Raw genomic sequence first — 26,870 nt, 5'->3', positions numbered from 1 at the left:
CGGTTTCCCCTGCCGCCCCCCTGTCTTTTGAATCTTCGCCGCGCTAGTCGCATCGCGAGCAAAGGAGAAGCGCATGCCGGGCCTGTGGTTCGACGAATTATCCGTTGGGCAGACGTTCGATCACCCGATCCGCCGCACGGTGACGGAGACCGACAACCTGCTGTTCACGACGCTGAGTCACAACCCCGCAGCGCTGCACCTCGACGCAGAGGCGATGAAGGCCAGCGAGTACGGCCGCATCCTCGTCAATTCGTGCTTTACGCTGTCGTTGATGGTTGGGGTCTCGGTTGGCGACACTACGCTCGGCACCGCGATCGCCAACCTCGGCTGGGACGAGGTTCGCTTTCCCGCCCCGGTGTTCGTCGGCGATACACTGCGGATCGAAACCGAGGTGCTTGAATTGCGCGAAAGCAGGTCGCGTCCCGGCGCGGGCGTCGTCACCTTCGCCCACCGCGCCTACAATCAGGACGGAACGCTCGTTGCCCAGTGCAAGCGTAGCGGCCTCCAGCGCAAGAGGCCGGCATGACCCAGGCCCTGCACGGCGCGCTCCGCAGCCTTCTCTTCATTCCTGGGGACAGCGACAAGAAGCTGGGTAAGGTGGCGGGGTGCGGCGCCGACGCGGTCATCCTCGATCTGGAGGATTCCGTCGCCCCCGCGGCAAAGCCCGCTGCGCGCCAGAAGGTCGCCGACTTCCTCCATGGCTTCGACCGGGAGGCAGCCGGTGCGCCGGGCCTTTGGGTGAGGATCAACCCGCTCGCCAGCGGCCTTGCCGAAGCCGACCTCGCTGCTGTCGTGCCGGTGCGACCCGAGGGGATCATGCTGCCCAAGCCCGACGGTCCGGAGGACTGCGCGCGACTGTCGAGCCTGCTCGATCACATGGAGCTGGCCCACGGACTGGCGCCCGGGTCGATCGGGATCATTCCCGTTGCCAGCGAGACGGCGATCGCGCCGTTCCGGCTGGGCGACTACGCCACCGCCGACCTGCCGCGGCTGCGCGCTATCACCTGGGGCGCGGAGGACCTTGCCGCGGCTCTCGGGGCGATCGGCAACCGGGGGCCTGACGGCGAATTCCTGTTCACCTATCGCATGGTCCGCTCGCTCACCCTGATGGCCGCGCATGCCGCCGGTGTTCCGGCGATCGAGACGCTCCACGCCGATTTCCGAGACGAGGCGGGCCTGGTGGCGAGCAGCCGGCAGGCGTTCTCGGAAGGTTTTTCAGGCCGGCTGGCGATTCACCCCGCGCAGGTAGGCCCGATAAATGCCGGTTTCACGCCGAGCGAAGACGAGGTTGCCTTTGCCCGCCGCGTGGTCGCTGCATTCGAGGCGGAGCCGGGCGCCGGCGTGGTCGGCCTCGATGGAAAGATGCTCGACATCCCGCATCTCAAGGCGGCCCAGCGAACACTCGCCATTGCCGAGCGGGCATGAGGGTCGAGGGCGGTACGCTGGCGTTCGAAACCGCGGGCGCGGGGTTCACCGACATCACTGCGGATGTCGCTGCATGGCTGAACGATTCGCAACTCTGTGATGGGGTGCTGACCCTGTTCTGCCGCCACACGAGCGCGAGCCTGCTGATCAGCGAGAACGCCGACCCGGCGGTCCGCCGCGACCTTTCGCGATGGCTCGCCCGCGCGGCGCCCGAGGGAAGCCTGTACGAACACGATTGCGAGGGGCCTGACGACATGCCCGCGCACATCAAGGCAATGCCGACCGGTACCGCGCTGACGATCCCGTTCTCGGACGGGCGAATGACCCTCGGTACGTGGCAGGCGGTCTATCTTGCCGAGCACCGCGAGCGGAACCATCGACGCGAGATCGCCGTAACAGCCATGGGGACATGAATAAGTATGCCCGCGCTATCCTCTGAAGGTGAGCGTCGCTAGGCAAAGGCCACACGATTTCGTCAACCGCCACCGGAGCGCAATGACCGAAGCCCGCACCAGCGCCGATTTCACCGCCGACAGGCTGCTTCTGTTCGGCGCTACCGGCGATCTCTCGCAACGCATGCTCCTGCCGTCACTGTGCGCGCTCGCGCACGACGGGCTGCTCTCGTCCGACCTGCAGATCGTCGGCACGGCGCGCAGCGAGATGACCGATGCCGAGTTTCGGGATTTCGCCCGCGAGGCGCTCGAGAAGTACCTGCCGCCCAATCGCCGCGGCGGGATGGCCGAGTTCCTCAACCGGCTGAGCTACCAGGCGCTCGACGCTTCGACGATTGCCGGCTTCGATGCCCTGGCGCGGAAGGTCGGCACGCCGGACAAGGGCCTGGCGATATTCCTCTCGACCGCGCCGAGTCTTTTCGAACCGACGATTGCCGGCCTTCAGGCGGCGGGGCTGACCGGGCCGAACGTGCGGATCGGTCTTGAAAAGCCGCTCGGCACCGATCTGGAATCGAGCTGCGAGATCAACGACGCCGTGGCGGCGGCCTTTACCGAGGACCGCATCTTCCGCATCGATCACTATCTCGGCAAGGAAACGGTGCAGAACCTGCTCGCGCTGCGCTTCGCGAACGTGATGTTCGAACCGATCTGGAACGCCAATTACATCGACCATGTCCAGATCACGGTGGCCGAGACGGTCGGGCTGGAAAGCCGCGTCGCCTATTACGACGACAGCGGCGCGCTGCGCGACATGGTCCAGAACCACATGCTCCAGCTCCTCGCGCTCGTATGCATGGAGCCGCCGACCAGCTTCGACGCGACCGCGGTGCGCGACGAAAAGGTCAAGGTCCTGCGATCGCTGCGCCCGATCGGCGACGGCGAGACGGTGACCGGCCAATACCGGGCCGGCGCCGTCGAAGGCCAGGCGGTCCCCGGGTACGACGACGAGCTGGGCAGGGATTCCGACACCGAGACCTTCGTCGCGATCAAGGCTCACGTCGACAACTGGCGCTGGAAAGGCGTGCCATTCTACCTGCGCACAGGCAAGCGCCTGCCCGAGCGGGTGACCGAGATCGTCGTCCAGTTCCGCTGCATTCCGTTCTCGATCTTCGAGAGCCGCGGCGCAAAGACCCAGCCGAACCGGCTCGTCATCGGCATCCAGCCCGAGGAAAACATCTCGCTCCGCCTGATGGCTAAGGTTCCCGGCCTCGATCGCGAGGGGCTCAGGCTGCGCCCGGTGCCGCTCGACATCTCGATGCCCGACGCCTTTGCCGGCGCAGTCAAGCGGATCGCCTACGAGCGGCTGCTGCTCGACCTTGTCGAGGGCGACCAGACGCTGTTCGTCCGCCGCGACGAGGTCGAGGCGCAGTGGGAATGGATCGACGCGATCCGCGCCCGGTGGACCGAGGCCGGGCTGAAGCCGCGGACCTACACCGCGGGATCGTGGGGGCCGAGCGCTGCGATCGCCCTTGCCGAGCGCGACGGGGTTAGCTGGCATGAGTAGACTTCACGACACCGTTCACCGCGTGACCGAGCGGATCGCGGCCAACAGCCGCGACAGCCGGGGGCGCTATCTTTCGCTGATGGACCGCGAGCGCGAGCGGGCGCCCGATCGCAACTCCCTCGGCTGCTCGAACCTTGCGCACGGTTTCGCCGCCGCGCTGGAGGACAAGCCCGCGATCGCGAGCATGCGCGGACCCAACCTCGCCATCGTTACTGCCTACAACGACATGCTGTCGGCCCACCAACCCTACGGGGCCTATCCGCCGCAGATGAAGGTCTGGGCGCGCGAGGTCGGGGCGACCTGCCAGGTTGCCGGCGGCACCCCCGCGATGTGCGACGGCGTGACGCAGGGACAGGACGGGATGGAACTCAGCCTGTTCAGTCGCGACACGATCGCTCTCGCCACCGCCATCGCGATGAGCCACGCGATGTACGATGGCATGGCGCTGCTCGGCATCTGCGACAAGATCGTTCCCGGCCTTGTCATGGGGGCACTGCGTTTCGGCCACCTGCCGGCGGTGTTCGTTCCCAGCGGCCCGATGCCGACGGGGATCGCCAACAAGCAGAAACAGAAGGTCCGCCAGCTGTACGCCGAGGGCAAGGCGACCCGCGCCGAACTGCTCGAGAGCGAAAGCGCAAGCTACCATTCGCCGGGTACCTGCACGTTCTACGGTACCGCCAACTCGAACCAGATGATGATGGAGATGATGGGGCTCCACGTGCCGGGCGCCGCCTTCGTGCCGCCGGGTACCCCGCTGCGCCAGGCGCTGACCCGCGCGGCGGTGCACCGGCTGGCAGAGGTTGCCGACGATCCCGAATATGCGATGGCGCGGACCTGCGACGAGAAGGCTTTCGTCAATGCCGTCGTCGGCCTGCTCGCGACGGGCGGTTCGACAAACCATGCGATCCACCTGCCGGCCATGGCCCGCAGCGCCGGGATTGCGCTCGACTGGAACGACATCTCCGAACTTTCGTCGGTCGTGCCGCTGATCGCGCGGGTCTATCCCAACGGATCGGGCGACGTGAACCATTTCCATGCCGCGGGCGGCATGGGCTACGTGATCGGCGAACTGCTCGAAGCCGGACTCGCTCACCGCGACATCCGCACGATCTGGGGCGGCGACCTCGCCGGATACGCCAGGGAGCCATGGCTCGATGGAGAGACGCTCGCCTGGCGCGAGGTCGGCGAAAGCGGCGACGATACCATGCTGCGGCCCGTTTCGGCGCCCTTCCAGCCCGATGGCGGGATGCGTCTGGTCGAGGGCAACTTGGGCCGCGCCTGCTTCAAGACCAGCGCGGTCGACGAGGAACGCTGGACGATCGAGGCTCCGGCCCGCGTGTTCGACACCCAGCACGCCGTCGCCGAAGCCTTCGCGAACGGCGAACTCGATCGCGACGTGGTCGTCGTGGTGCGCTTTCAGGGACCGCGCGCGAACGGCATGCCCGAACTGCACAAGCTGACACCGCCGCTCGGCGTGCTGCAGGACCGGGGCTACAGGGTCGCGCTCGTCACCGACGGACGGATGAGCGGCGCGAGCGGCAAGGTGCCCGCCGCGATCCACTGCACGCCCGAGGCGCTGGGCGGAGGGCCGCTCGCCCGGTTACGCGACGGCGACATGGTGCGGCTCTGCGCGAACACCGGCGCACTCTCCACCGATGCCGACCTGTCCGCCCGCGAGCCGGCGGCGATGCCCGTGGACGAGCAGGGAATGGGCCGCGAACTCTACGCGATGTTTCGCATCGGCGCCGATTCCGCCGAACGCGGCGCGAGCGCGATGCTGGCGGCGGGAGGGCTGTGATGGCCAGGAAGGCGAGCGACCTCGTCGTGGTCGACATCGGCGGCACCCACGCGCGCTTCGCGATCGCGACTCTCGCCCGCGACGGTTCGATCGCGCTCGGCGAGCCCGAGACCCTCCACACCGAAGATCACGCGAGCTTCCAGACCGCGTGGGAGGATTTTCGCGAGCGGCAGGGCGGCACGCTGCCCGACGCGGTCAGCATGGCGATCGCGGGACCTGTCGGCGGCGAGGTGATCCGTTTCACCAACAACCCGTGGATCATCCGTCCCGGCCTCGTGCGCGAGAAGCTCGGCGTCGAACGCTTCACCATCGTCAACGACTTCGAGGCGGTCGCGCACGCGGTCGCCCGCGCTCCCGAAGAACAGTTCATCCACCTGACCGGCCCCGAGGGCCCGCTTCCCGGGACGGGCCGGCTGACGGTGCTGGGACCGGGCACCGGTCTTGGCGTGGCGCATCTCTACCGCGAGCCCGATGGCACCTACCGCGTATCGGCTACCGAGGGCGGGCACGTCGATTTCGCCCCGCTCGACCAGATCGAGGACGCGATCCTCGCGCGGCTGCGCAAGCGACACAACCGGGTATCGGCCGAACGGGTCGTGTCCGGTCCGGCGATTTCCGACATCTACCAGACTCTCGCCGCGCTCGAGGGCCGTGCGGTGCACGAAGAGGACGACATCGCGATATGGACCCGCGGGATGGACGGATCCGACAGCCTCGCTGCAGCCGCCGTCGACCGGTTCTGCATGTCGCTGGGATCGGTGGCGGGCGACATGGCGCTCGCACACGGGGCCAAGGGCGTGGTGATCGCCGGCGGGCTCGGCTATCGCATCCGCGAAACGTTGCTCAGGTCCGCCTTTGCCGAGCGGTTCCGTGCCAAGGGCCGCTTTGCCGAGATGATGGCGGGCATCCCCGTCAAGCTGATCGTCCACCCGCAGCCCGGCCTGTTCGGAGCCGCCGCCGCCTTCATCTCCGAGCATTCGGGAGCGCGCAAGTGACCAGTATCGCATCCATCATGCAGGCCGCGCCGGTAATCCCGGTGATCGTGATCGACGACCTGGCCCACGCCGTCCCGCTCGCCGAAGCGCTGGTAGCCGGCGGATTGCCGGTTCTCGAGGTCACCCTGCGCACGCCGGCCGCGCTCGACGCCATCCGCGCGATGAAGGAGGTCGCCGGCGCGATCGTCGGGGCGGGGACGGTCACCAATCCGGACCAGCTTCAAGAGGCGATCGACGCCGGTAGCGAGTTCATCGTCTCGCCCGGCCTGACGGACCGGCTCGGCAAGGCGGCGGTCGACAGCGGCATCCCCTTTCTGCCCGGGATCGCCAACGCGGGCGACATCATGCGCGGGCTCGACCTTGGCCTTTCGCATTTCAAGTTCTTCCCCGCGATGGCCGCAGGGGGCCTGCCCGCGCTGAAGGCGCTCGCCGCGCCGTTCGGGCAGTGTCGTTTCTGCCCCACGGGGGGCATCGGCCTCGATACCGCGCCGGATTGGCTGGCATTCGAACCGGTCCTCTGCGTCGGCGGAAGCTGGGTCTCGCCCAAGGGCGCGCCCGATCGCGTCAGGGTCGAGGCGCTGGCCCGCGAAGCCGCGGCGCTGAAGCCGTGAAAACGGTTGCCGATCTCGTCGAACGCCTGCGCGTTCATCATCGGCAAACCGCCGACACGCCGCTGTTCAATCCGGTCTTTCAGCTGTCGCTCGACCTGTCGCGCGAGCTCGAGAGCGGCAAGCTCGGGCTTGGCGGCTTGGGCGCGATGATCGCTGAACTCGAATGCTCGGGAATGCAGAGTCGGGCCGAGCGGCTGCGCCGGCTGGTCGAGCCGACCCAGGCTCCCGAGACGCTCGCGGCACTCGTGGCAGAGGAAGCGGACTTCGATGCGTTCGCCGCTCGCTGGTCGCGCCCGCAGCTCCACGCGGTGTTCACCGCGCACCCGACCTTCCTGCTCGGCCCCGCCGAGGCCGATTCGGTCGCCGATGCAGCGAGCGGGCCGGGCGGGATTGACGAGAGTGTCTGTGTCGTCGCGGGAGAGCGGCCCCCGGTAACTCTCGATTATGAACACGGACGCGCGATGCGGGCGATCGGCCATGCGCAGGACGCGCGTGATCGCATCGTCCGCGACCTGCTCGCCTCGGCGAAGGAGCGATGGCCCGATCGCTGGACCGAGTTCGATCCGCTGCCGTTCCGCTTCGCCACATGGGTGGGCTACGACATGGACGGCCGCACCGACATCAAGTGGCACACCTCGATTGCCTATCGCCTGGGCGAGAAGGCGATGCGGCTCTCGCGATACGCCGATGTGCTTGAGGATATTGCGCCTGGTCACGAACTGGTCGGAACGCTGCGCCGCGCCGGAGAGCACGCTGCGCTGCACGCCCATGCCTTCACGGACGATCTCTCGGACCCTGCGGCGCTGTCGGGAGCAGCCAACCGCCTGACCGCGGATCATCCCGACAAGCTGCTTTCGCTTCGCCCCGTGATCGAGCAGCTCGAGCGCGAGGCGGACGGCGACCGGGCGGTGGCCATGCGCACGCTGGCCGCGGCAATGCGCGCGGACGGCCTGGGAATGGGCTGGATCCACTTCCGGGTGAACGCCAGCCAGCTTCACAACGCGATCCGCCGCCGGCTTCCCGAGGGGCACGAGATCGACATCGGCAGCCGCGGCGCAATCGCCACGCTCCGCGCGATGCTGACGGGCGTCACGCCGCTGAAGGCCAATTTCGCCGCACTCGCGGTCGAGAGTTCCACCGCGATCCGCCAGTTCCTCGCGATGGCGCAGATCCTCCATCACGTCGACGCCGACGCCCCGATCAGAATGCTCATCGCCGAGTGCGAACAGCCGGCGACCGTGCTGGCCGCGCTCTACTTCGCCAAGCTGTTCGGCATCGCGGACAAGGTCGACGTATCGCCACTGTTCGAGACCGAGAGCGCGCTCGAGCACGGCGGCCGCCTGTTCGATTCGCTCCTCGCAGAGCCGGCCTACCAGACCTATGCCCGCGCCCGCGGCCGGGTCGCAGTGCAAACGGGATTTTCCGACGCGGGCCGGTTCGTGGGGCAGATTCCGGCGAGCCTCGCGATCGAGCGCCTCCAGGGGCGGCTCGCGGCCGCGATGGAAGCCAACGGACTGACCGACGTCGCCGCGTTGATCTTCGACACGCACGGCGAGAGCATGGGGCGCGGTGCCCACCCGTCCGGGTTCGCCGACCGGCTCGAGTGGCCGCTGTCCCCCTGGGCGCGCCGCCGGTTCGTGCGGGCGGGAATCGCGCTCGAACCCGAGGTCAGCTTTCAGGGGGGCGACGGCTACCTGTTCTTCTTCACACCCGAACTGGCACTCGCCACGCTGACCCGCATCGCGTCGCTGCGTCCGGCCGACACCGATGCCGATGCGCCCGCGGACCCGTTCTACCGCCGCACCGACCTCAGCCTCGACTTCTACCGGGCCATCAAGGACCACCAGCGCGACCATCTCGAAAGCCGGACATATGCCCGCGCGATCACCGCGTTCGGCCTTGGCATGCTGGTAGAGACCGGTAGCCGCAGGTCGCGCCGCCAGTCGGACCTCGCCGCCGACCGCGACATGTCGCTGCGCCAGATCCGCGCAATCCCGCACAACGCCATTCTCCAGCAGCTCGGCTATCCGGTGAACATCATCGCCGGCGTGGGCAGCGCGGCGGACGGCAATCTCGAGGACATGGCCGCGCTGCTGCGCGAAAGCCCGCGCGGGCGGCAGATCGTGCGGCTAGTCCGCGCGGCGAATGCGCTGGCCAGCATCAAGACGGTGGCCGCCTACGGCGAGCTCTTCAATTCGGCCTACTGGGCAAGCCGCACCTATCGCGGGACGGAAGAACATCTCGCTCCCGCCTGCGCGGCGCTGGCCGAGTATCTCACCAAGGACGATCGCAACGGCGTGTTCCGCCGACTCGCGTCGCGTCTGCGTGTCGACGCGCTCAAGTTGCATCGCCTGCTCGACCTCGTGCCCGACGACAGCCTGCTGCCCACTCGCGAACAGGTGCGGCGCGAGATCGGAGTGCTGCAGGCGCTGCGGCTGGCGCTCCTTCAGCACATGTTCCTCAAGGCGGTAAGCATCCCGGCGTTCGCCCGCGCCAACGACATCAGCCGCGACGACGTGCTGGAGATGGTCTTCACCCTTCGGATCGACGACGCCCTGGCGCAGCTGCGGCGGGCCTACCCGGCCCAGGTCAGCCGGACGAGCGACTACGCGGTTGACGAGCCCGGCTCCTATCCGGACGGCGAAGGCGAGGGCTACGCCGCGATCCATCGCGAATTCATCGAGCCGATCGAGGCAGCCCACGCCCTGTCACTGAGAGTTTCGGTGGCGATCGCCAACCTTTTCGGTGCGCACGGCTGAGGCGAGACCGCCAGGCGCGTCAGTCGATCCCGTCGAGCTTGTCCTCGATGTAGAGCGGTCCGTGCCCGTAGAGATAACCGGGGTCAAAGTCGCCGTGGCGCTCCAGCTTCGTCCGGTTGGGCACGACGACCAGCCCGCGGCGAAACTCGGCGATTTCCGCGCGCCGCAGTTCGGACAGCGCCCGGTTCATGTGAATCGCGGTCGTGCCGCACATGTCGGCAAGGTCGGTCTGGGTCAGCGGGGCACGAAACCCGTTCGCCCGACCGAGTCCGACCATCTCGAGACGCCGCCAGATTTCCGACAGGCGGTGCGACACGCGGCGGCTGGCCTTCAGCTGCTCGAGCTTGAGCGTCCACTGCCGGTGGATCGCGGCATCGAGCAGCGTCGAGAACCAGAACAGCCGCGAAAGGTGGGGTTCGTTCGCGTGAATGTCTGCAATTCGCGCATGCGAGACAAGCCCTACGCGCGCCGGTCCCAGCGTGACGACGTCGTGATCGAGGCGCTTCAGGGCAAAGGCATGAAGGTCGACGAAATCTCCCGGCACCTGGATGCCCACGATATAACGCCGGTCGTGCTCTGTGATCGTGCGCACGATGAAACCGTCTATCAGCATGGTCGACCGGTCGGTCAGCTGGCCCCGGGCCAGGAGGCACGCCTGGCCTTCCAGGTCCACGACTTCCTCGATCGATTGCTCGAGCAGTTCCTTTTCCCGCTCGCCCATGGCGTGGCGGGACCGTCCCATGAGGAAACGGCCCGTCAGGGGGTATCGTCTGACATCGTCCACCACGTCCTCGTTTTATCGAACGGATGTGCATTCGGTTCCGGGCCGGCTTGAAAAAACCGCGACCGGGGTGGACGGTGCCGGGTGATGGAGGGACTCGTCGTTCTGGCCCTGATTGGGGTCGTGGCTTTCGTCTGGCGACGGGTGAGCCGGCTCGAGCGCGAGCTGGCGCAGCTGCGGAGCGAACTGCGCGGCGGCGTGTCGCGCCCGGCGCCGGGCGCGGTTCCTGCCGGACGCGCGATGGAACCCGACTTGCCCGTCCCGGCCGCTGCGCACGGACCGGCAGCCGATGCCGCGGCGCTTGCAGGTCTGTCGTCTGGCCCGCCTGGCGCTTTGCACGAGCGCGCCGCGGGATGGGGCCGCCTGGCGGTGCCGCGCTTCGATTTCGAGGACGTCTTCGGGCGGTTGCTGCCGATATGGGTCGGCGGAGTGACCCTCGCGGTGGCGGGGATTTTTCTTGTCCGCTGGTCGATCGACGCGGGCCTGCTGACCCCGGCGGTGCGAGTGCTGCTCGCGGGACTGTTCGGTCTCGCCCTTGTCGGCGGCGCCGAGGCCGCATTTCGCTGGCGCGAAAGGGTTGCCGACCCGCGCGTCGCGCAGGCGCTGGCCGGCGCAGGCCTCGCGACGCTTTATGCCGCCTTTTATCTTGCCGGAAGCGCTTACGGGCTGATCGGCTCGGGCGCGGCGTTCGTGGCACTGGCCGGCGTGACCGGCGCGGCGATCGGACTGTCGTTCCGATTCGGACTGCCGAGCGCCATCCTCGCGCTCGTCGGCGGGTTCGCCGCCCCCGCGCTCGTGGGCAGCGAGGACGCTAACCTGCCCCTCCTCACACTCTACCTCGCGCTGGTGACCGCAGGCCTCGCCTTTACCGGACGCCGGCAGGGCCGCGCCTGGCTGGGCATTGCCGCGCTTGCCGGGGGGCTGGGATGGGGCGCGTTGCTCATCGCGGGCGGAACGGAGCGAACGCCGGAAACCGCCGTGCTGGGCGCCTATCTGGTGCTTTTGGGCGCCGTCCTGCCGGCTCTCTCGGGGACCGGCGCCCGGCCTGGCCGGCTCGTCCGGGTCGGCGCATCGGGCCTTGCTGCGCTGCAACTCGCCATACTGGTCCAGCAGGGCGGGTTCGGCGGACTGGAATGGGGGCTCTACATGCTGCTGGGCGCCGCGCTCGCGTGGTTTGGCTGGCGCGAGCCGGCGATGCGCGAGGCGAACGCGGTCGCTGCCGCTGTCGCCATGGCGCTCGTTGCGTTATGGCCATCGGCGCAAGCGCAGGAATTCGGTCTCGTCGCGGGGGGTCTCGCCGCCATCTTCGCCGGCGTGCCGCTCGTGCAGTTGGGGCGCGCAGCGGGCCGGACGATCGACGTTGCGCAGGCGGCGCTCGTTGCCCTCGGGCTTGCGATCGCGATCCACCTGCGCTTCATCGACGGGCTTGCCGATGCCCCTTCGCCCGGGCTCGCGCTCGCGCTCGTAGCGACCGCTGGCATCGCGGTGGGGGCGGCCCTGCTCGCAGGCCGGTCCGCCGGAATCGATCCACGTTGGGTATGGACTGCTCAGGGCATCGCCGCGATTGCCGCCTATGACGCCGCCGCGCAGGTCCTGCCGGAAGGCGCAATGCCGTGGGCGGCGGCGATCGTCGCGGCGAGCTTCGCGCTGCGCACGGGACGGGCCTTCGGCGCGATTGCGGCATTGTGGGCCATCGCTGCGCTGTGGGCGCTTGATCCCCTCGGCACCTGGCTCAGGGCTGGGCTAGAGGGATTGGTCGGCGTGCCGGTAACGGTGGAAAAGCTGCCGGCATTGCGGACAGTTGCACTCGACCTCCTGCCAATCGCTTTCCTATCGGCCGCGTGGCGCCGGGCTGGCGTGCCGCACGCCGCGCTGCGACGGGTCCTCGAGGCGGCGGCGTTTGCAGGCTGCCTCGTTGCCGTGCACGTGGGCTTCCGCGTACTCTTTGCGGGAGTAGCGGGCGCCGATTTCGTCGATACGGGGGTGGTTGAACGCTCACTCTGGCAGGCACTCCTTGTGGGAGGCGCATGGCTCGCGCTCGCCCGGGGCCTTACCCGTGCGGGTCTGGCACTCGCGATAGGTGCGCTTTTACATTTCGGCTGGTTTTCGCTGGTCCTCCATAACCCGCTTTGGAGCGAGCAAGCGGTCGGTCCGCTCCCGATCGCGAACGCGCTTGTCGCGATGTATGCCGCCCCTCTCGCCGCGCTTCTTCTCGTCGGTCACCGGCTGGCGAAGGAGCCGCCCTGGCTGGGGTGGAGCATCGATGCGGCGACGATGGCCGTTCTCGCCGCGTTTGCGCTGTCCGAACTGCGACAGGCCTTTGCCGGTTCGCTCCTGATGGCCCCGCCCGTCTCACCGACCGAGGACCTGCTGCGCTCGTTCACCGCCATCGTGCTGGCGGCGCTGTTCCTGCTGTGGGGGTCTCGCGGGCGGGGAGGGCGCACCTGGCGGGTGGGTTCGCTGGCGGTGATGGTCGCCGCGGTGCTCAAGGTGTTCCTCGTCGACGCTGCCGGCCTCGAGGGGCTGGGCCGGGTCGCCTCGTTCATGGCGCTTGGCTTCAGCCTCATCGGCATCGGCTGGTTCTACAACCGCCAGTTGCGGACGGCTGCGGCGTGATGGCAGACGGGTCGATCCGGCGGCTCGTCCCGGGGTCCGGATGGCCAGCTTCGCGCAGCCCTTTGGCTAAGTCACGGAAGTTGCAAGAGACCGGCCACGGGCCGCGAAGCTGATTTTTTGACGATGGTTTGCCGATCCCGGTTCAGGAATCTGTCACCCGCGTAACATTTAGTGTAGGCACGGGGGCCTGGATGGAGGGTTGTGCGATGATTCTGTCCCGGATGGGAGGGTTTGCCGTGCTGGCGCTGACTTGCGCCGCGGTACCCGCTCACGCCGACGTGATGGAGATCGGTCCGCAGGGGCCGCGCTGGATTTCCGGCGCGCATGCGGCCGCGCCCGTGCCGGCTTCGGCGCCCGCACCCGAACTGGTCGAGCTCGCGGCGGACTTTCCGGTACCGCCGCATGCCATAGCCGATGCTGCAGCACAGGCGGGTCTGGTTCCCGCGCTCTACGCCGCCAAGGTGCACGAACTCGCCCGGCGGTTCGACCTTTCGCCGGCGCTGATCGAAGCGATGGTCTGGCAGGAAAGCCGCTGGAATGCTGCCGCGCGCTCGCCGGTCGGCGCGCGCGGGCTGGCGCAGCTGATGCCGGGCACGGCAAGCTACCTTGGGGTCGACCCCGACGATCCGTTCGCCAATCTCGAGGGCGGCGCGCGTTACCTGCGCGAGCAGATGGACCGCTTCGACGGCGACATCGAAAAGGCGCTTGCAGCCTACAACGCCGGACCCGGTCGCGTGATCGCGGCTGGGGGCATCCCGCGCATACGCGAAACCCAGGGGTACGTGGCCGCCATCATGGGCCGCCTCTCCGATCACTCACGAAAGCCGAACTGACCCGTATGATCCGCTTCACCCGCTTCCTTCCTTTGTCCCTGGTCGCCGTCTCCAGCGCCGCCTTCGCGCAGGATCCGCAAGGGTCGGGTCCGATCGTCGCCGCGCTGTCGTGGCTCCAGGGCACGCTGCTCGGCAACGTCGCCACCGCGGTCGCGGTGATGGCGGTCGCGGCGGTCGGCTTCATGATGCTCACCGGCCGGCTCAACTGGCGCTTTGGCGCGACCGTGATCATCGGCGTGTTCATTTTGTTCGGTTCGGCGAGCATCGTCGCCGGCATCCAGGGCGCTGCGGCGGCGAGCTGAGCAATGGAACTGGTCCGCCATCCCGTCCATCGCGCGCTGACCCGCCCGCAGATGTTCGCGGGCGTGACGTACAACTATTTCATCATCAACTTCGCGCTGACGACCGAGCTGTTCCTGATCACCGGTAGCTGGTGGGCGCTGCCCGCGGCGGCAGTGTTCCACCTCGTCGGCTATTTTGCCTGCCTGCGTGAGCCTCGCGTATTCGATCTCTGGCTGACCAAGGTCAGCAGATGCCCCCGCGTCCCGAACTGGAAGCGCTGGGGCTGCAACAGTTACGCCGCCTGACGGAAGGATTGGCGAGTATGAGCAAACGGTCATGAGCAAGTGGATTGGCGCCGCCGCCTGGAGCGCGAAGGAAGCCCGCGCCGGCGACCGCCTGCCCTATGCGCGGCTGATCGACGGCAGCACGCTGCTGCTGCGCGACGGCAGCGTGATGACCGCGCTCCAGGTTCCCGGCCTGCTGTTCGAGACCGAGGATTCGGACGCTCTCAACCACCACGCTGCGACGCGCGAGGTCATGCTGCGCTCGACGCTCGATGCACGCTTCGTGCTGTACCATCATGTCATCCGCCGCAGGGTGGAAATCGAGCTTGAGGCCGCGTTCCCCGACCCGCTGACAGCGCACATCGACCGCCGCTGGAAGGAACGGCTCGCGGGCGGCTCGCTATTCGTGAACGACCAGTTCGTTACCCTGATCCGCCGGCCCGCCCGGGGGAAAGCGGGCCTTGCCGAACGCGCGGGCAAGATGTGGTCGCGCAAGGGGCGCCGGGAGATCGAGCCCGATCCCCGCGACGTGCGCGCGCTCAAGGCCGCCGCCACGGGACTCGTCGCATCGCTGCAGGCCTATGGCGCGGCGCTGCTCGACGACTACCAGGGGCCGAGCGGGGCGACCAACAACGAGATCCTCGAGCTGCTCTCCGCGCTCTACAACGGCGAGATGCGGCCGGTGCGCCGCCCGGCCGAAGACACCGACATCGGCCAGATGCTGCCCTATCGCCGGGCGAGCTTCGGACTCGACGCGATGGAGTTGCGGGGAAGCGGCGAGCCTGATTTCGCCGCGATCCTCAGCCTCAAGGATTACCCCGAGGCGACCAGCCCCGGCCTGCTCGATGCGCTGCTGCGCCAGCCGTTCGAGATGATCGTCTCGGAAAGCTACGCCCCGTCCGAGCGGACGACGGCGCGGGAGCGGATGGATCTTGCGATCCGCCGCCTCAAGTCGGCCGACGAGGAGGCTATGGCCGAGCGCGCCGACATGCTCGCCGCGCGCGATGCGCTGGGCAACGGCGCGGTCGGCTTCGGCGATCACCACCTGACGGTTCTGGTGCGCGAGGCGACCCTGCCGGAGCTCGACGAGGCAACCGCGGCCTGTGCGGCGGCGCTCGCGGACACCGGCGCCATCGTGGTGCGCGAGGATACCAACCTCGAACCGGCGTTCTGGGGCCAGTTTCCCGGCAATGAGGCCTACATCGCCCGCCGTGCGATGATCTCGAGCGCCAACATGGCGAGCTTCGGATCCCTGCACGGCATGGCTCTCGGCCAGGCCGAGGGCAATCACTGGGGCGAGGCGGTCACGCTGCTGCAGACCACCAGCCGCACCCCGTTCTTCTTCAATTTCCACACCGGGGACCTTGGCAACTTCACCGTCATTGGCCCCTCGGGATCGGGCAAGACCGTGGTGATGAACTTCCTCGCCGCACAAGCGCAGAAGTTCGCCCCGCGCACGATCCTGTTCGACAAGGACCGCGGGGCCGAACTGTTCATCAGGGGCATCGGCGGGCGCTATGATCGGATCGCGAGCGGCGAGCCGACCGGGTTCAACCCGCTCGCCTTGCCGGATACGCCGACCAACCGCGCGTTCCTGCGCGACTGGCTCGGAGTTCTCCTCAAGGCCGACGGACCGGAGGAACTGGCGACGATCGCCGGCGCAGTCGATGCGGCCTATGCGAACGACGCCTCGCTGCGCCGCCTCCGGCACTTCCGCGAACTGCTTTCGGGCGCCCGGCGTCCCCGCCCGGGCGATCTGGCCGACCGGCTGTCGGCGTGGATCGCGGGCGGCGAGCATGCCTGGCTGTTCGACAACGAGAGGGACGAGCTCGACCTCGGGGCGCGGGTGCTGGGTTTCGACATGACCGCGCTGCTCGAGAACCCGCGGCTGCGCACCCCTACGATGATGTACCTCTTCCACCGGATCGAGGAGCGGCTCGACGGCAAGCCGACAATGATCCTGATCGACGAGGGCTGGAAGGCGCTCGACGACGAGGTATTCGCCGCGCGCATTCGCGACTGGCTGAAGACGCTGCGCAAGCGCAACGCGCTGGTGGGCTTTGCGACGCAGTCGGCGCGCGACGCGCTCGAGAGCCGGATCGCGACAGCGCTCGTCGAGCAGACCGCGACGATGATCTTCATGCCCAATGCCCGCGCGCGGGCCGAGGACTACTGCGACGGGTTCGGCCTCACCAGCCACGAACTTGCGCTGATCCGCAGCCTGCCGGCGCACAGCCGTGCGTTCCTGATCCGCCAGCCCGATGCGAGCGTGGTGGTGCGGCTCGACCTGTCCGGCGCACCGGAAGTGCTTGCGGTCCTGTCGGGACGCGAAAGCACCGTGCGCCGTCTCGACCTGCTGCGCGAGGCGGTGGGCGACAACCCCGCCGACTGGTTCCCCGCGCTGACCGGCCACGCATGGCCCGGGGGATCGGGGATCGAGGGCAGTGCGCTGGAAGGAGGCGGCGGCGACATCCCGTTCCGCCAGGCAGCCGAATGAGCGCGGCCTGCGACCAGGCGGCCCAGGGGGTCGGCAATGGCGTTGCCGCAGCGCTTCAGGCGGTCGATTGCGTGGCCGGCGAAACGATGGCCTCGGCGTTCGGGCGGCTATTCGCGCCTGGCGGGGCGATGGTCACGACGCTTACGATCCTGCTCGGCCTGTTCGTCGCCTGGTTCGGCATCAACCTGCTGCTCGGCCGCGCAAACCTATCGGTCCGCTCGCTCACGCCCCGGATGATGACCATCGGCGCGGTGCTGACCGTTGTCACCAGCTGGGTCGCCTACAGCACGCTCGTTCTGAACTTCACCGTCGCCGGGCCCGACTGGATCGCCGGCGTGATCACCGGCAGCCGCGAGAGCGCGACGCAGGTCTTCGCGCAGAAGATCGACGTGGTTTTCCAGGCACTGCAGCGGGCAAGTCCGCAGGTCGAGGGTAAGAACATCGGCGCATTCTCGCCCGAGGGCATGATGTGGCTTGGCGCGATGCTGTTCCTGCTCGGCACTGTGGGCGTGCTCGTCACCGCGCGCATCGCGCTCGCCGTGCTGGTCGCGGTGGGGCCTATTTTCGTCGTCATGGCGCTGTTCGGCAGCACCCGGGGGCTGTTTACCGGCTGGCTCAAGGGACTCGTCATGCTGGCGCTCGTACCGTTGTTCGCGGTGCTGGGGGGAAGCGTCATGCTCGAACTCGCGGTGCCGATCCTCGCCGTGCTGGTGCAAACGCCGGGACAGATCGATCCACAGGCGGCGATGGCATTCTTTCTCGTCGGCGCGGTTCACATGGCCCTGATGATTATGGTGCTCAAGGTCGCCGGGACCATGGTTGGCGGATGGCGGGTCTTCGGGCTGGTGCCCGAGAAGGGTGAGCGGGGCGGGGGCACATCGTCCGCGGCCGCCCCGACGGTGGTTCCAGCCGCCACCCCGGCCTCGACAGGGGCGAACCAACCCTCGAATGCAGGAGAGCGGCGCATCCCGGTGACCGCGTTCGCTACCGCGCCGGCCGCCAACGACATCGGCATCGCCGCCGCAGGCGGCGGCACCCGCGACACGCGCGTGGTCGCGGCCCCCGTTGCTTCAGCCGCCGGTCAGGCGGGTTCGGCGATGGGAAGCACCGGGCGCGCACGTGGCATCGGCAGCCGCTACAAATCGCCGCCCCCGCGCCTATCGGAGAAAGTGAAATGATCCGCGCAAGCCTTGCGCTCACCCTGCTCGCGGCGATGGGCACCGCCTTCGCCCCCGCGCACGCGGACGACGCGCGCATCGTCGAAAAGTTGTACGATGCCGGAAAGGTCGTCCGCATCGAAGGCCGGACCAAGGTCCAGGCGACGATCCAGTTCGGCGAGGACGAGCATATCGAGAACGTCGCGATCGGCGACAGCGAGGCCTGGCAGGTCACCCCCAACAAGCGGGCCAACCTGCTGTTCGTGAAGCCGCTGAGCCCGAGTGCCGCAACCAACATGACCGTGGTGACGGACCGCCATACCTACCTGTTCGATCTGGTCGCCTCTGCGCGTGCGCAGCCGATCTACGTCCTCAAGTTCGCCTACCCCGAAGAACCCAGGCCCGCGGCGCAGCTCGCAGCGAACGAGGCGCCCACCGAAGAGGAACTCGCGGCCGCCACCAACCCGCAGGCGGTAACCGACCCGGCCGATCTCAATTTCGCTTGGGAAGGCAAGGGCGACCGCAAGCTGCTTCCGGCGCGAACCTACGACGACGGTGCGGCGACGTTCCTCGCTTGGCCGGCGGGCAGCCCGGTGCCGGCGATCCTGATCAAGGACGAAAAGGGCACCGAAGGCCCGGTCAACTTCACCGTGCGGGGCGACGTGATCGTCGTCGACGGGGTCCCGCGCGAAATCGTCCTGCGCTCGGGCAAGGATGCCGCCACGCTCGTCAACGCAGCACCCGTCCGCGCTGCGCCCGCACCGGCTTCGCCGCAGGCCGCGCTCGCCCGCTCGGATGCGCAGATCAAGGAAGGGAACCGCTGATGCGCCTCGCCATGCGACTGCCGGCGAAGAAGGCCGGAGAACCCGCCTCGGGCGATCTCGACCCCCGCGAGGGCGAGAGCGCCGAGATCATCGATCTCGCCAGCCGCAATGCCTTTCCCGCGGTCACCCAGCGCAAGGGGAAATCCGACGGGCTTGGCCTGGCTGCCGGCGTTGCCGTCATCGGGCTGCTCGGGGCGGTTACGCTGTGGAGCATGAACGCCGCGCGCACGGAAAAGGCCGAAGGCGTGGGAAGCCCGCAGCCTGTCGAACAAGCTCCCGCGGTTCCGGCGCAAGCCGTCACCACCGTCGTGCCGACGCCCCAGCAGGCCGCGGTCGCGCCCCGGCCCGACCCGGCCCCTCAGCCGGTCTATGCCCAGCCGATCCAGCCGGTACAGGGCGTCCAGGCCAACCCCTATTCGAACCCCACGGTGGTATTCGACGCCAGCAGCCTGCCGGGCGGCGGGCTGGGCGAGGCGGCACCGGGGCCCGCCGGCGAGGGTCCGGCCGGCGCCGGCAGCGCGAACGACTTTGCCAGCAAGATCGGCGGCGTCGGCGGCGCTCCGGCACAGGCCCGGGCGATGGTCAATCCGCAGACCACCGTCACCCAGGGCACGCTGATTCCGGCGGTGCTCGAGACGGCGATCAACACCGACGTGCCGGGCTACGTGCGCGCGGTGGTGAGCCAGGACGTGCGCAGCTTCGACGGAACCCGCGTGCTGGTCCCCCGCTCCAGCCGGCTGATCGGCCAGTACCAGTCGGGCCTGCAGGGCGGGCAGAAGCGCGCCTACGTGATCTGGACGCGACTGATCCGGCCCGACGGTGCCTCCGTCAACCTTGCCTCTCCGGCGGTCGGCTTCGACGGCACGACCGGGCTCGAGGGCAGGGTCAACAGCCATTTCTTCCGCCGGTTCGGCTCGTCGATGCTGCTTTCGGTAATCGGCGGGCTGGCGACCGGCGGGGCATCGGTGGTGCTGGGCGGCGGGGCCAGCGCTGCACAGACCGCGGCGCAGCAGGACGGCCAGATCCCGCCCACGGTGCGGGTGCGGGCGGGCGAGCCGATCCGCGTGTTCACCGCGCGCGACCTCGACTTCTCGTCGGTGAAGTAGGCGCAGGTCCGCGGGCAGTGGCGGCCGACGTCCATTCCCTGTCCACCGCAAGCGGCAGCGCTGCGGAGCGCAGCGTCTACCTCGATGCCTACCTTGCGCCGTTCCAGCGCTGGCTCGACGTGGACACGGTGACCGAGATCCTCGTCAATCGCCCGGGCGAGGTGTGGATCGAGGATGCGGCGCAGGGCGGCATGCTGCGGGTCGAGGCGCCGGAGATCGACGACAGGCTGGTCCAACGCCTTGCCGAGCAAGTCGCCCGCGTCAGCCACCAGGGCATCAACCGCGAGCATCCCTTGCTCGGCGCAACCCTCCCGGACGGCGCGCGGGTGCAGTTCTGCGGCCCCCCCGCGGCGCGCCGGCACTGGGCCATGGCGATCCGCCGGCATCGGCGGCTCGACCTTCCGCTCGACGCCTACGACACCGGCCCCCTGGGCGGCGAACGGAGCCTACCGATCCCCGACGCGCAGGGCCAGCCGATCGCCTTCCTGCGCGAGGCGATCCGCCAGCGCCGTACGATCCTTATCTCGGGTGGGACAAGCACCGGCAAGACGACCTTCCTCAATGCGATGCTGGGCGAGATTCCAAAGGGCGAGCGGGTAATCCTTGTCGAGGATACGCCCGAATTGCGCCTGCCGGGCGAGAACGGCGTCGGACTCGTCGCGGTGAAGGGGGAACTGGGCGAGGCGAAGGTCACAGCCAACGAACTGCTTCAGGCGGCGCTGCGCCTGCGACCCGACCGGATCGTGCTCGGCGAATTGCGCGGTGCGGAAAGTGTCAGCTTCCTGCGCGCGATCAATACCGGGCACCCGGGAAGTTTCTCGACGATCCACGCGAACTCGCTCAGGGGGGCGCTCGAACAGCTTGCGCTGATGGTGATGCAGACGGGCATCGGCCTCAGTCGCAGCGACACGATCGCCTATGCTGCCGGCGTGATCGACGTGATCGTCCAGCTGGGCCGTGATGGCGAGGGCAAGCGCGGGATCACCGCGATCGCCGAAAGCGAAACGCTGGTCTGAACAGGTGTCATCCGGTTGCCATGGCGAAGCCGGGTAGCAGGATCGCGGTATGAAGGAAGCGCCGGGCCGCCTGGTCGGGCGATTTTCTATGCGGATTGCCCGAACGGCGAGAAGTCCGTCTTCCGGTCGAAGATCTCGACCCCCTCGCGTCGCTTGAGGAACCCGACCACTGCATAGGTGACCGGGGTCAGCAGCGCCTCCCAAGCGGTCTTGATCGCCCATTGCGAAAGCACCACCATCGCGAGCTGCTCGACCGGCCAGCCGGCGAGGCCATAGAAGGCGAGCGGGTAGAAGATCAGGCTGTCGAGGCCCTGGCCCACGAATGTCGACCCGATCGTGCGCATCCACAGGTGTCTGCCCTCCGTCATCACCTTCATCTTGGCGAGGACGAAGCTGTTGGCGAACTCGCCGGCCCAGAACGCGACGATCGAGGCCAGCACGATGCGCCACGAATTGCCGAACACGAACTCGTACGCGTCCTGGCCCGGCCACCCGGCGGCAGGTGGCAGCGCGACAACCACCCATGCCATGAACGCCATAAAGGTCAGCGCCGCGAATCCCGTCCAGATGACTCGCCGCGCCCGCGCGTAACCATAGACCTCGGTCAGCACATCGCCGATCACGTAGCTCAGCGGAAAGAACAGCACGCCCGCGCCGAACGCCCACTGCGCCCCGCCGGGCAGCACGACGTAACTGGGCTTCGAGGCGCCGATGACGTTCGACAGCAGCAGGATGGCGACGAATGCCGCCATGATAAGGTCGTAGTAGCGGAAATGCCGCGGTCCGGCGGCCTCCCCCTCGATCGCTACCACCGGTTCGCTCATGGGAATTGGAGTTATCGCGATTTGTGCCCCGCGAAAAGCACGCTATGCGCGTGTCCGCAGCGCGCCCGTAGTTCAACTGGATAGAGCACGAGCCTTCTAAGCTTGGAGTTGCAGGTTCGAGTCCTGCCGGGCGCGCCATCTTTCCCCTTGGGCGGCGTGCGAAGGAAGGCTGCGAATGCCTCGTTAAACGCCGAGATAGGCCGACATCAGCATCAGCACGATGAAGCCTCCCGCGAAGGCAGGGCTGGAAACCTTCAGCGGCGCACCGGGCTTGTCGGCCTCCGGAACGATCTGCTCGATCGTCGCCAGAAGCAGGAGCCCCGCGAAGAAGGCCAGCGCGAAAGCCATCAGGCTGGTGCTCGCTCCGTTCAGTAGAAGGAATCCGGTCGCGGCCCCCAAGACCGGCGTCAGCGGGTACGCGGTCGCCGCCCAGAGTCTATTTGATCGCTGCACGCCTGCCGAGCGGAAGTTTGCCGTGACCGCAAAGCCGCCGGGAAGGTTTGCGATGATCTGGCTGAAGGCGAGAAGCAGACCGAGGTCACTCGACACGGCGGTTCCCGCACCTGTGGTGAGCCCGTCTATCAGGAGATCGGTGGCAACGGCTACATAGACGGCCCACAGGCCCACGCGGGTCGTGTCCGAACCGAATTGGCCCTGGATGAAAACGGTCCCGCGCATGAGGACGATCGAGAAGATCGCGCCGCCCATGAATCCCAGGGCCAGCAACCAGTGATCGCCGCCTTCGACGGCGCGCGGCATCAACTCGACCGCGACGACCGCCGCAGCGATCCCCGCCGCCGCATGCAGCGCGGCCCCCGTCAGCCAGTCAGGTGGCTGCTTCCATTCTGCCAGCAGCGCTCCGGCGATCGTCCCCGCCGCGGGAAGAAGCGCGAGGAGCAGGACATAGCCAAGGCCCATTACCCGGCCCGCGTCATCGAGAAGGCTTTCGACGCTTCACCCCCTCTCGACCCGGGAGCGTGTCTGCGGTTCCCGCAGATAGCCGAATTCGTGTGCTCGTCCTTATGCTGAGACGAACGGGAGCCTTCGAGCATCCGGAGGTCGAAATGTGGCCTTCGGCTGCGCTTCCCGGCGCGTTATCGCATCGCGGTGCGATCCACGCGCGGGCGGGACGCAGATCATCCGCGCGCGGCGGACGCGAGCGGCTCTCCGTGGACCGGGTACCCCGCGTCGTCGGGAATCCTCAGCCAGCGTTCGCCGCCGCGCTCTTCCATCCACGGTGTGATCGTCTTGACGGGAATCGCCTCGGCATGGGCACGGGCTTCGGCAAACGAGCCGAACTGCGCGAGGCGCTCGAGGTTGCGCCGGGTCGGGAAGATGACCGCCAGCTCGCCGCGCGCAGCCATATCGAGCGCACCGGCGGCGCTGGTCCAGAACAGGTGCGTATTCTCGCTCCCGTCGATCTCGAGCTCGACTGCGCCTGTGCCGAGGTCGGCGAGATAGAATCGCGTGTCGAAGATGCGCGGGATCCGCTCGTTCTTCGGGTGCCAGCGTGCAAACGGAACCACGGCTTCGAGATCCAGCGTCCAGCCCATTTCCTCGAGCACCGGGCCCAGCAATCCCTTGCGCTCGAGCAGGACGCGCGCCTCGCGGGCCGCGCCGGCGGTTACCGCGCCGGTCAGGCCGATGGCAAGGCCGGTTTCCTCCAGCGTCTCGCGGACCGCGGCGATGCGGTGCGCCGCTTCGTCGGTGTCGAGCCCATGCGAGACCTCTGCCGCGAGTTCGCGGTCCTCGGGGTCGACGCGGCCCCCGGGAAAGACCGCCATGCCGCCTGCGAACGCCATCGAATTGTGCCGGGTAACCATGAGGATCTGCGGGGGTCCCCCGGCCGGATCATTGCGGAAGACGATTACCGTGGCTGCGGGAATCGAGGGGCGCTGGAGGTCGTCTGTCATGGCGTCGTTTGTGGCGCGCGGTGGGTTGCATGCCAATACCGATTCATGCCCGCCGGATGTCGGGAAACCTTACACTTCTGCGGCGCTGGAAAAATCATTAACCATTGCAGGGCGCTAAATTGCGCGCCCGGCGGCGATTGGCACGGATCGTGCTGCAGTGAAGATACCCCAACGGTCTTCCACCGAGGCGGGATCACTCGTCTCCCGATCCTGCCTCCCCGACCCAAGAACCCAATGAAAACGACCCGTCCGGCCAACCCAGCCGGACGGGTCTTTTCTCGTGCGCGAAAAAGTGTGCCGGTCGGGCGCCTCAATCGGCGGTGGCGACACCCTTCTCGGTGAGCATGGTCTGCAATTCGCCGGCCTCGAACATTTCCATCATGATGTCGCTGCCGCCGACGAACTCTCCCTTGACGTAGAGTTGGGGGATCGTGGGCCAGTCGCTGAAGGACTTGATACCCTGCCGGATTTCCATGTCCTGCAGCACATCGACGCTCTCGTACGAAACGCCGCAGTGGTCGAGGATCGAAACCGCGCGGTTGGAAAAGCCGCACTGCGGAAAGAGGGGGGTGCCCTTCATGAAAAGCACGACATCGTTCTGCTCGACGATATCGGCGATGCGCTGTTTGACGTCGGACATGGCCGGACCTTGCTTGCTATCAGGATGTGTCGTCGGGCGCTGGCCCGACCGCGTGGGGAATCAGTTGGGTACGGCGGTGGTCAGTTGCAAGGCGTGAAGTTCCCCGCCCATCCGGTGCCCCAGGGCATCGTAGACCAGCTTGTGCTGGCGGACCCGCGGGAGCCCGGCGAACGCGGCGCTGACCACGTGGGCGGCATAGTGGTCACCGTCGCCGGCAAGGTCGCGGATCTCGATTTCGGCATCGGGGATCGCGGCGCGGATAAGCGCCTCAATCTCGCTGGCCTGCATGGGCATCGGCTCAGCTCTCGCTCATGAGCTGGCGGCGTGCCTCGACGCCCTTTTCCTCAAGCGCGGTGCGGACTTCCGCCTCGCTCACCTCGCAGCCAGCCTGGGTGAGGTCGCCCAGCACCTTGCGGATGACGTCCTCGTCGCCGGCTTCCTCGAAGTCGGCCTGGACGACCGACTTGGCATAGGCATCGGTTTCCTCGGGCGTCAGGCCCATCTTCTCGGCGGCCCAATGGCCGAGCAGGCGGTTGCGCCGTGCGGCCACGCGAAAGGCGGTTTCCTCGTCCATCGCGAACTTGCGTTCCTCGCCGCGCTCGCGATCCTTGAAATCGGTCATCTGGTGTCTGCCTGCCTGTTTGAGTTGGTTGGTGCCGGCCCACGCTTTGCACGCGGCTTTCGTGCTGGCAAGGGTGCCTTGGACGGCTGCCCTCATCCAGCGGGAAATGCGCACGGGCGCAGGGGGGCGTCTCAGTCCATCGTCACCACGAGCTTGCCGACCGCTTTGCGGTTCTCGAGCCTGGCGATCGCCTCGGCACCGCGCTCGAGCGGAAAGGTCTCCGAGATCAGCGGATCGATCTTGCCCGCCCTCATCAGGTCGAACAGTTCGGCCGCCTGCGCACGGAACTTTTCCGGCTCGCGCGCGGTGAAGGCACCCCAGAAGACCCCGCAGATGTCGCAGCTCTTGAGCAGCGTCAGGTTAAGCGGCATCTTCGCGATACCCGCGGGAAAACCGACCACCAGAAAGCGACCCTCCCACGCGATCGCGCGCAGGGCGGGTTCGGAATACTGTCCGCCGACGATATCGTAGACGATGTTGGCGCCCTCGGGCCCGCAGGCTGCCTTGAACCTGGCGGCAAGATCCTTGCTCTCGTCCTTCGTCATCTCGCCCCGGGGATAGATGACGACGTCGTCGGCGCCGGCCCGCCGGGCCACCTCGCCTTTCTCCTCGCTCGAGACCGCCGCGATGACCTTGGCGCCGAAAGCCTTGCCGAGTTCGACCGCCGAGAGCCCGACACCGCCCGCCGCGCCGAGAACGAGCATCACGTCGCCCGGCTTGATGTGGCCGCGATCCTTGAGACCGTGAATGGTGGTCCCGTAAGTCATCATCAGCGATGCGGCTTTTTCGAACGGCACGCCCTCAGGCACCGGGAACAGCCGCCGCGCATCGACCGCGACCTTTTCGACCAGACCGCCGTTGCCGATCCCGCCGAACACGCGGTCGCCGGCCTTGAATTGCTCGACGCCTTCGCCGACCGCCTCGACCACGCCGGCGATCTCACCACCGGGTGCGTAAGGACGCTCGGGCTTGAACTGGTACAGGTCGCGAATCATCAGCGTATCGGGGAAATTGATCGCGCACGCCTTCACCGCGACCACGACCTGTCCGGGTCCGGGTGTGGGTTCGTCCACCTCGTCCAGGGTCAGCGTATCGGGGCCGCCGACGGCATGGGTGCGCAGAGCTTTCATAAGATGGGGGCCTTCATGCAGTCATCCTCCGTTCCGTGCGCCAGCCAGGGCAGCTCGCGCGCCTGCCGGTCCTCGTAATGAGCGATCGCGTCATCGCGGGCGAGCGTGAGTCCGACCTCGTCGAGCCCGTCCATGAGACAGGCCTTGCGGAACGGGTCGATCTCGAACGGGAAGCGATCCTGGTAAGGGGTCGTGACGACCTGATTATCGAGGTCGATCGCGACCGGGTCGGTCTTCGCGACCTCTAGCAGGCGGTCGACCTGCGCCTGCGGCAGCACGACCGCAAGGATGCCGTTCTTGAACGCATTGCCGGCGAAAATGTCGGAAAAGCTTGGCGCGATCACTGCCCGCACGCCCATGTCGAGCAGCGCCCAGGCGGCGTGCTCGCGACTCGATCCGCAGCCGAAATTGTCGCCTGCGATGAGGATGGGCGCGCCGGCGTATGCGGGATCGTCGAAGACGTTGCCGGGCCGGGCGCGCACGGTCTCGAATGCGCCGCGGCCCAGCCCTTCGCGGGTCACGGTCTTGAGCCAGTGCGCGGGGATGATCACGTCGGTATCGACGTTCTTCGCGCCGAACGGGATCGCCCGTCCCTCGACTTCGCGCAAGGGCTCCATCAGTCGGTTTCGGGCGGTTCGCCGGACGGGATCGACGGGAGCTGGTCGGGTTTCGGCTTGTCCTTGCGCTTGGATGCATAAAGGAGTGCCGCGGCGACGGCGGCCGATCCGATCGCGGCGCCTGCGGCGATTGCCTTGCCGGTGAGCTTCTTTGTCATGCACCCATCAATGCGGCGCGGCGCGG

At 68.0% G+C, this 26,870-nt stretch carries 27 protein-coding genes and 1 tRNA gene; 18 read left to right on the top strand and 10 right to left on the bottom strand.

Annotation, left to right across the window (positions count from 1 at the left end):
• The first annotated feature begins 73 nt into the window (after positions 1 to 73).
• From ACPV3N_RS11280 to ACPV3N_RS11245, 8 genes are all read left to right on the top strand, one after another.
• Entirely contained in the window at positions 74 to 526 is a 453-nt protein-coding gene (locus ACPV3N_RS11280; protein WP_440117804.1) for a MaoC family dehydratase, read from the top strand.
• Positions 523 to 1,425 carry an HpcH/HpaI aldolase/citrate lyase family protein gene (locus ACPV3N_RS11275; protein ID WP_440117802.1) on the top strand — a complete coding sequence of 301 codons (903 nt, stop codon included), beginning with the start codon at positions 523 to 525 and terminating at the stop codon, positions 1,423 to 1,425. The genes ACPV3N_RS11280 and ACPV3N_RS11275 overlap by 4 nt, the downstream gene beginning before the upstream one ends.
• Positions 1,422 to 1,838, top strand: coding sequence for a secondary thiamine-phosphate synthase enzyme YjbQ (locus tag ACPV3N_RS11270; RefSeq protein ID WP_440117800.1), 417 nt, complete (start codon positions 1,422 to 1,424; stop codon positions 1,836 to 1,838). The genes ACPV3N_RS11275 and ACPV3N_RS11270 overlap by 4 nt, the downstream gene beginning before the upstream one ends.
• Before the next feature lie 82 nt (positions 1,839 to 1,920).
• Positions 1,921 to 3,381, top strand: a complete 1,461-nt coding sequence (gene zwf / locus ACPV3N_RS11265) for a glucose-6-phosphate dehydrogenase (protein WP_440117798.1) — start codon at positions 1,921 to 1,923, stop codon at positions 3,379 to 3,381.
• Positions 3,374 to 5,179, top strand: coding sequence for a phosphogluconate dehydratase (edd, locus tag ACPV3N_RS11260; RefSeq protein WP_440117796.1), 1,806 nt, complete (start codon positions 3,374 to 3,376; stop codon positions 5,177 to 5,179). The genes zwf and edd overlap by 8 nt, the downstream gene beginning before the upstream one ends.
• Positions 5,179 to 6,174, top strand: coding sequence for a glucokinase (gene glk, locus ACPV3N_RS11255; protein WP_440117794.1), 996 nt, complete (start codon positions 5,179 to 5,181; stop codon positions 6,172 to 6,174). Before edd ends, glk begins: the two co-directional genes overlap by 1 nt.
• Positions 6,175 to 6,191: 17 nt before the next feature.
• Entirely contained in the window at positions 6,192 to 6,785 is a 594-nt protein-coding gene (gene eda, locus ACPV3N_RS11250; RefSeq protein WP_440118011.1) for a bifunctional 4-hydroxy-2-oxoglutarate aldolase/2-dehydro-3-deoxy-phosphogluconate aldolase, read from the top strand.
• Complete coding sequence (locus ACPV3N_RS11245) at positions 6,782 to 9,544, top strand: phosphoenolpyruvate carboxylase (RefSeq protein WP_440117792.1); 2,763 nt, start codon at positions 6,782 to 6,784, stop codon at positions 9,542 to 9,544. The genes eda and ACPV3N_RS11245 overlap by 4 nt, the downstream gene beginning before the upstream one ends.
• 19 nt (positions 9,545 to 9,563) lie before the next feature.
• Here the strand turns inward: ACPV3N_RS11245 and ACPV3N_RS11240 are convergent, their stop codons facing one another.
• Positions 9,564 to 10,328, bottom strand: coding sequence for a Crp/Fnr family transcriptional regulator (locus ACPV3N_RS11240; RefSeq protein ID WP_440117790.1), 765 nt, complete (start codon positions 10,326 to 10,328; stop codon positions 9,564 to 9,566).
• 84 nt (positions 10,329 to 10,412) lie between these two features.
• Between ACPV3N_RS11240 and ACPV3N_RS11235 the strand changes: the two genes are divergently transcribed.
• From ACPV3N_RS11235 to virB11, 9 genes are all read left to right on the top strand, one after another.
• Entirely contained in the window at positions 10,413 to 12,941 is a 2,529-nt protein-coding gene (locus ACPV3N_RS11235; protein WP_440117788.1) for a DUF2339 domain-containing protein, read from the top strand.
• 206 nt (positions 12,942 to 13,147) lie between these two features.
• Entirely contained in the window at positions 13,148 to 13,774 is a 627-nt protein-coding gene (locus ACPV3N_RS11230) for a lytic transglycosylase domain-containing protein (RefSeq protein ID WP_440117786.1), read from the top strand.
• A 5-nt stretch (positions 13,775 to 13,779) separates the two neighbouring features.
• A complete protein-coding gene (locus tag ACPV3N_RS11225) occupies positions 13,780 to 14,076 on the top strand; it encodes a TrbC/VirB2 family protein (protein WP_440117784.1) in 297 nt (98 codons plus the stop codon).
• Between the two features lie 3 nt (positions 14,077 to 14,079).
• Positions 14,080 to 14,361: a VirB3 family type IV secretion system protein gene (locus tag ACPV3N_RS11220; RefSeq protein ID WP_440117782.1), complete on the top strand. Its 282-nt coding sequence runs from the start codon at positions 14,080 to 14,082 to the stop codon at positions 14,359 to 14,361.
• 31 nt (positions 14,362 to 14,392) lie between these two features.
• A complete protein-coding gene (locus tag ACPV3N_RS11215; RefSeq protein ID WP_440117780.1) occupies positions 14,393 to 16,837 on the top strand; it encodes a VirB4 family type IV secretion/conjugal transfer ATPase in 2,445 nt (814 codons plus the stop codon).
• Positions 16,834 to 18,015 (top strand): TrbL/VirB6 family protein, encoded by a 1,182-nt coding sequence (locus ACPV3N_RS11210; RefSeq protein ID WP_440117778.1) that lies wholly within the window; start codon positions 16,834 to 16,836, stop codon positions 18,013 to 18,015. Before ACPV3N_RS11215 ends, ACPV3N_RS11210 begins: the two co-directional genes overlap by 4 nt.
• Positions 18,012 to 18,818, top strand: a complete 807-nt coding sequence (locus ACPV3N_RS11205) for a TrbG/VirB9 family P-type conjugative transfer protein (RefSeq protein WP_440117776.1) — start codon at positions 18,012 to 18,014, stop codon at positions 18,816 to 18,818. The genes ACPV3N_RS11210 and ACPV3N_RS11205 overlap by 4 nt, the downstream gene beginning before the upstream one ends.
• On the top strand, positions 18,818 to 19,924 hold the full coding sequence (locus ACPV3N_RS11200; protein WP_440117774.1) for a TraB/TrbI/VirB10 family type IV secretion system protein: 1,107 nt from the start codon (positions 18,818 to 18,820) through the stop codon (positions 19,922 to 19,924). The genes ACPV3N_RS11205 and ACPV3N_RS11200 overlap by 1 nt, the downstream gene beginning before the upstream one ends.
• A 17-nt stretch (positions 19,925 to 19,941) precedes the next feature.
• On the top strand, positions 19,942 to 20,940 hold the full coding sequence (gene virB11, locus ACPV3N_RS11195; RefSeq protein ID WP_440117772.1) for a P-type DNA transfer ATPase VirB11: 999 nt from the start codon (positions 19,942 to 19,944) through the stop codon (positions 20,938 to 20,940).
• Between the two features lie 86 nt (positions 20,941 to 21,026).
• Here virB11 and ACPV3N_RS11190 read toward each other — a convergent pair whose 3' ends face one another.
• Positions 21,027 to 21,764 (bottom strand): queuosine precursor transporter, encoded by a 738-nt coding sequence (locus ACPV3N_RS11190; protein WP_440117770.1) that lies wholly within the window; start codon positions 21,762 to 21,764, stop codon positions 21,027 to 21,029.
• 61 nt (positions 21,765 to 21,825) lie between these two features.
• Here ACPV3N_RS11190 and ACPV3N_RS11185 point away from each other — a divergent pair.
• Positions 21,826 to 21,902: transfer RNA gene (locus tag ACPV3N_RS11185), tRNA-Arg, on the top strand.
• Positions 21,903 to 21,947: 45 nt separating this feature from the next.
• On the opposite strand, the gene ACPV3N_RS11180 is transcribed toward ACPV3N_RS11185, so the two are convergent.
• The 8 genes from ACPV3N_RS11180 to ACPV3N_RS11145 form a co-directional block, all read right to left on the bottom strand.
• Positions 21,948 to 22,682, bottom strand: coding sequence for a ZIP family metal transporter (locus ACPV3N_RS11180; RefSeq protein WP_440117768.1), 735 nt, complete (start codon positions 22,680 to 22,682; stop codon positions 21,948 to 21,950).
• Between the two features lie 218 nt (positions 22,683 to 22,900).
• A complete protein-coding gene (locus tag ACPV3N_RS11175; RefSeq protein ID WP_440117766.1) occupies positions 22,901 to 23,677 on the bottom strand; it encodes an NUDIX hydrolase in 777 nt (258 codons plus the stop codon).
• A gap of 310 nt (positions 23,678 to 23,987) precedes the next feature.
• Positions 23,988 to 24,317 carry a Grx4 family monothiol glutaredoxin gene (gene grxD / locus ACPV3N_RS11170; RefSeq protein ID WP_440117764.1) on the bottom strand — a complete coding sequence of 110 codons (330 nt, stop codon included), beginning with the start codon at positions 24,315 to 24,317 and terminating at the stop codon, positions 23,988 to 23,990.
• Between the two features lie 60 nt (positions 24,318 to 24,377).
• A complete protein-coding gene (locus tag ACPV3N_RS11165; protein WP_440117763.1) occupies positions 24,378 to 24,611 on the bottom strand; it encodes a BolA family protein in 234 nt (77 codons plus the stop codon).
• 4 nt (positions 24,612 to 24,615) lie between these two features.
• Positions 24,616 to 24,939 (bottom strand): DUF1476 domain-containing protein, encoded by a 324-nt coding sequence (locus tag ACPV3N_RS11160; RefSeq protein WP_440117762.1) that lies wholly within the window; start codon positions 24,937 to 24,939, stop codon positions 24,616 to 24,618.
• A 131-nt stretch (positions 24,940 to 25,070) separates the two neighbouring features.
• Positions 25,071 to 26,069: an NADPH:quinone oxidoreductase family protein gene (locus ACPV3N_RS11155; RefSeq protein ID WP_440117760.1), complete on the bottom strand. Its 999-nt coding sequence runs from the start codon at positions 26,067 to 26,069 to the stop codon at positions 25,071 to 25,073.
• Complete coding sequence (gene leuD, locus ACPV3N_RS11150; protein WP_440117758.1) at positions 26,066 to 26,686, bottom strand: 3-isopropylmalate dehydratase small subunit; 621 nt, start codon at positions 26,684 to 26,686, stop codon at positions 26,066 to 26,068. The genes ACPV3N_RS11155 and leuD overlap by 4 nt, the downstream gene beginning before the upstream one ends.
• Complete coding sequence (locus ACPV3N_RS11145; protein WP_440117756.1) at positions 26,686 to 26,844, bottom strand: hypothetical protein; 159 nt, start codon at positions 26,842 to 26,844, stop codon at positions 26,686 to 26,688. The genes leuD and ACPV3N_RS11145 overlap by 1 nt, the downstream gene beginning before the upstream one ends.
• Positions 26,845 to 26,870 lie beyond the last annotated feature (26 nt).

This window comes from Tsuneonella sediminis (assembly GCF_051912845.1).
Classification (GTDB): domain Bacteria; phylum Pseudomonadota; class Alphaproteobacteria; order Sphingomonadales; family Sphingomonadaceae; genus Tsuneonella; species Tsuneonella sediminis.
This window is presented reverse-complemented; position numbering and strand designations above follow the sequence as displayed.

Excerpts from the sequence above, each read along its gene's own strand:
- grxD (WP_440117764.1), bottom strand. The coding sequence starts at position 24,317 with ATGTCCGACGTCAAACAGCGCATCGCCGATATCGTCGAGCAGAACGAT.
- ACPV3N_RS11215 (WP_440117780.1), top strand. The coding sequence starts at position 14,393 with ATGAGCAAGTGGATTGGCGCCGCCGCCTGGAGCGCGAAGGAAGCCCGC.
- ACPV3N_RS11160 (WP_440117762.1), bottom strand. The coding sequence starts at position 24,939 with ATGACCGATTTCAAGGATCGCGAGCGCGGCGAGGAACGCAAGTTCGCG.
- zwf (WP_440117798.1), top strand. The coding sequence starts at position 1,921 with ATGACCGAAGCCCGCACCAGCGCCGATTTCACCGCCGACAGGCTGCTT.
- eda (WP_440118011.1), top strand. The coding sequence starts at position 6,192 with ATGCAGGCCGCGCCGGTAATCCCGGTGATCGTGATCGACGACCTGGCC.
- edd (WP_440117796.1), top strand. The coding sequence starts at position 3,374 with ATGAGTAGACTTCACGACACCGTTCACCGCGTGACCGAGCGGATCGCG.
- ACPV3N_RS11155 (WP_440117760.1), bottom strand. The coding sequence starts at position 26,069 with ATGAAAGCTCTGCGCACCCATGCCGTCGGCGGCCCCGATACGCTGACC.
- ACPV3N_RS11235 (WP_440117788.1), top strand. The coding sequence starts at position 10,413 with ATGGAGGGACTCGTCGTTCTGGCCCTGATTGGGGTCGTGGCTTTCGTC.
- ACPV3N_RS11230 (WP_440117786.1), top strand. The coding sequence starts at position 13,148 with ATGATTCTGTCCCGGATGGGAGGGTTTGCCGTGCTGGCGCTGACTTGC.
- ACPV3N_RS11220 (WP_440117782.1), top strand. The coding sequence starts at position 14,080 with ATGGAACTGGTCCGCCATCCCGTCCATCGCGCGCTGACCCGCCCGCAG.
- ACPV3N_RS11175 (WP_440117766.1), bottom strand. The coding sequence starts at position 23,677 with ATGACAGACGACCTCCAGCGCCCCTCGATTCCCGCAGCCACGGTAATC.
- glk (WP_440117794.1), top strand. The coding sequence starts at position 5,179 with ATGGCCAGGAAGGCGAGCGACCTCGTCGTGGTCGACATCGGCGGCACC.
- ACPV3N_RS11205 (WP_440117776.1), top strand. The coding sequence starts at position 18,012 with ATGATCCGCGCAAGCCTTGCGCTCACCCTGCTCGCGGCGATGGGCACC.
- ACPV3N_RS11270 (WP_440117800.1), top strand. The coding sequence starts at position 1,422 with ATGAGGGTCGAGGGCGGTACGCTGGCGTTCGAAACCGCGGGCGCGGGG.
- ACPV3N_RS11190 (WP_440117770.1), bottom strand. The coding sequence starts at position 21,764 with ATGAGCGAACCGGTGGTAGCGATCGAGGGGGAGGCCGCCGGACCGCGG.
- ACPV3N_RS11210 (WP_440117778.1), top strand. The coding sequence starts at position 16,834 with ATGAGCGCGGCCTGCGACCAGGCGGCCCAGGGGGTCGGCAATGGCGTT.
- ACPV3N_RS11280 (WP_440117804.1), top strand. The coding sequence starts at position 74 with ATGCCGGGCCTGTGGTTCGACGAATTATCCGTTGGGCAGACGTTCGAT.
- ACPV3N_RS11180 (WP_440117768.1), bottom strand. The coding sequence starts at position 22,682 with ATGGGCCTTGGCTATGTCCTGCTCCTCGCGCTTCTTCCCGCGGCGGGG.
- ACPV3N_RS11200 (WP_440117774.1), top strand. The coding sequence starts at position 18,818 with ATGCGCCTCGCCATGCGACTGCCGGCGAAGAAGGCCGGAGAACCCGCC.
- ACPV3N_RS11275 (WP_440117802.1), top strand. The coding sequence starts at position 523 with ATGACCCAGGCCCTGCACGGCGCGCTCCGCAGCCTTCTCTTCATTCCT.
- ACPV3N_RS11165 (WP_440117763.1), bottom strand. The coding sequence starts at position 24,611 with ATGCCCATGCAGGCCAGCGAGATTGAGGCGCTTATCCGCGCCGCGATC.
- ACPV3N_RS11225 (WP_440117784.1), top strand. The coding sequence starts at position 13,780 with ATGATCCGCTTCACCCGCTTCCTTCCTTTGTCCCTGGTCGCCGTCTCC.
- ACPV3N_RS11145 (WP_440117756.1), bottom strand. The coding sequence starts at position 26,844 with ATGACAAAGAAGCTCACCGGCAAGGCAATCGCCGCAGGCGCCGCGATC.
- leuD (WP_440117758.1), bottom strand. The coding sequence starts at position 26,686 with ATGGAGCCCTTGCGCGAAGTCGAGGGACGGGCGATCCCGTTCGGCGCG.